Source organism: Paracoccus halophilus (assembly GCF_000763905.1).
Classification (GTDB): domain Bacteria; phylum Pseudomonadota; class Alphaproteobacteria; order Rhodobacterales; family Rhodobacteraceae; genus Paracoccus; species Paracoccus halophilus.
In genome coordinates, this window is sequence record NZ_JRKN01000077.1 from 1 (window position 1) to 2,478 (window position 2,478).

The following is a 2,478-nucleotide window of genomic DNA, read 5'->3' on the forward strand; positions in this document are numbered from 1 at the left end:
TGTTGTTCGGCGTGGAATAAGGACCCCGCTTCTGGGGTGATCGGCGTCCAAAAGGGACCCCACCGACCGGGGGTTGGGTCCATTGTGTTTCCGATGATTATCGGAGGCCTTGAGCGGGATGTTGATCGTGGAGACAATCGCAAAGATCAGGCGGCTGCATTTTACCGAGGGCAAGGGGATCAAGACGATCTGCCGCGACCTGAAGCTGTCGAAGAAGGTGGTGCGGAAGGTTATCCGTACCGGGATAACGGAGTTCACTTACAGCCGGACGGTTCAACCACGCCCGAAGCTGGGCGCCTGGCTTGAGGACCTGGGCCGGCTGCTGGCGATCAATGCGGCTCGTGGGCGCCGGGAGCGCCTGACGCTGATCCAGATCTATGAGGAACTGCGCGGTCTCGGGTATGAGGGCGGGTATGATGCGGTCCGCCGCTATGCCTCGGTCTGGGCGCGGACCCAAAGCTCCGGGGCCTCTTCCGCCTTCGTGCCGCTGAACTTTGCCCCTGGCGAAGCCTATCAGTTCGACTGGAGCCACGAGGTCGTCCTGATCGATGGGGTCACGACCACGATCAAGGTAGCGCATGTCCGCCTGTGCCATAGCCGGATGTTCTTCGTGCGGGCCTATCCGCGCGAGACGCAGGAGATGGTGTTCGATGCCCATGACAGGGCTTTCGCCTTCTTCAAGGGCACCTGCACCCGCGGAATCTACGACAACATGAAGACGGCGGTGGAGACCATCTTCGTCGGCAAGGAACGTCTCTACAATCGTCGGTTCCTGCAGATGACCAGCCACTATCTGGTCGAGCCCGTCGCTTGCACCCCGGCCTCGGGCTGGGAGAAGGGTCAGGTGGAGAGCCAGGTTGGTACGGTTCGCCAACGGTTCTTCTCGCCCCGGGTCAGGGTCAAGAGCTACGAGGAGCTGAATGCCTGGCTGCTGGACAAGTGCATCGCCTCGGCCAGGAGCAACAAGCACCCCGAGCTGACGGACAAGACCGTCTGGGAAGTCTTCCAGGAAGAACGCCCGCACCTTGTCCCCTATGCCGGGCGCTTCGACGGTTTCCATTCACTGCCTGCGGCGGTGTCGAAGACCTGCCTCGTGCGGTTCGACAACAACAAATACTCGGTTGCGGCGACGGCTGTCGGGCGGCCGGTCGAGATCAGGGCCTATGCCGAGCGGATCGAGATCCGGCAGGAAGGGCGGCTGGTCGGGGACCATCCCCGTCACTTCGGGCGGGACCGGACAATCTACAATCCCTGGCACTATGTGCCTGTCCTGCTTCGCAAACCCGGGGCGCTGCGCAATGGCGCACCGTTCAAGGACTGGGTTCTGCCTGGCGCCCTCGAGCAGATCCGCCGCAAGCTACAGGGGTCGTCGGATGGCGACCGCCAGATGGTGAAGATCCTCGGCGCCGTGCTGACGGAAGGGATGCCTGCGGTGCAACAGGCCTGCGCCGAAGCGCTCGCACAGAGCGTCCATTCCGCCGACGTGATCCTCAATATCCTGTTCCGAAAGCGCGATCCGGTACCGCCACCCTTGCTGCTCACCTCTCCGGCCCTGCGCCTGACCCACGAACCGAAGGCCGACTGTGCCCGTTATGACCTGCTGCGGAGGGTCGGATGATGGATCGTGCAGAGATCATGGCGGCGATGGGTGAATTGAAGCTCTACGGCATGCGCGCCGCCTATGACGAACTCATGGCGGTTGCCGTGCGCCGTCAGCATGAACCCCGCCAGATCGTGGGCGAACTGCTGGCCGCCGAGATCAACGAGAAGAAGGCACGGTCGGTCAAATACCAGACCACCACCGCCAAGCTGCCCTATGCCCGGGAGATCGCGGAGTTCACCTTCGACGATACGCCGATCAACGAAACGCTGGTGCGCGATCTGGCCAGCGGCGAATTCCTCAGCCAGCAGCGCAATGTCGTGCTGGTCGGAGGCACCGGGACCGGCAAGACCCATATCTCCGTGGCGATCGCGCGCGCTGCCATCCGCAACGGCGCACGCGGCCGCTTCTTCAATGTGGTGGACCTCGTCAACAGGCTCGAGGCAGAGGCCCGTGCAGGGCGGGCCGGCCGCCTGGCCGAGCATCTCATGCGGCTCGACTTCGTCATCCTCGATGAACTCGGATACCTGCCATTCGCCCAATCCGGAGGCCAGTTGTTGTTCCATCTGGTCAGCAAACTCTACGAGCAGACCTCCGTCATCGTCACCACCAACCTGGCATTTGGGGAGTGGCCGACCGTCTTCGGAGACGCGAAGATGACCACCGCGCTGCTCGATCGCCTCACCCACCATTGCGACATCGTCGAAACCGGCAACGACAGCTGGCGCATCAAAACACGGGCATGAATACCCCCGAAACGCAGGCCCGCGTCGGCTGCGCCAGCTGGAAAGCTACGCCGCCACGGGCCTGCTCGCCACATCGCCAAAGGGGTCCCTTTTGGACGCCGATAGGGGGGGAACATTCAACGCCGATTGACA

The 2,478-nt window shown here is 63.0% G+C and carries 2 protein-coding genes; both read left to right on the plus strand.

What is annotated here, in order from left to right; genetic code table 11:
* Positions 1–118 precede the first annotated feature (118 nt).
* On the plus strand, positions 119–1,618 hold the full coding sequence (gene istA, locus IT41_RS19065) for an IS21 family transposase (protein WP_036744324.1): 1,500 nt from the start codon (positions 119–121) through the stop codon (positions 1,616–1,618).
* The gene (gene istB, locus IT41_RS19070; protein WP_269429329.1) at positions 1,615–2,346 is read left to right on the plus strand and encodes an IS21-like element helper ATPase IstB; all 732 of its coding nucleotides are present in this window, start codon (positions 1,615–1,617) and stop codon (positions 2,344–2,346) included. The genes istA and istB overlap by 4 nt, the downstream gene beginning before the upstream one ends.
* Positions 2,347–2,478: the final 132 nt, after the last annotated feature.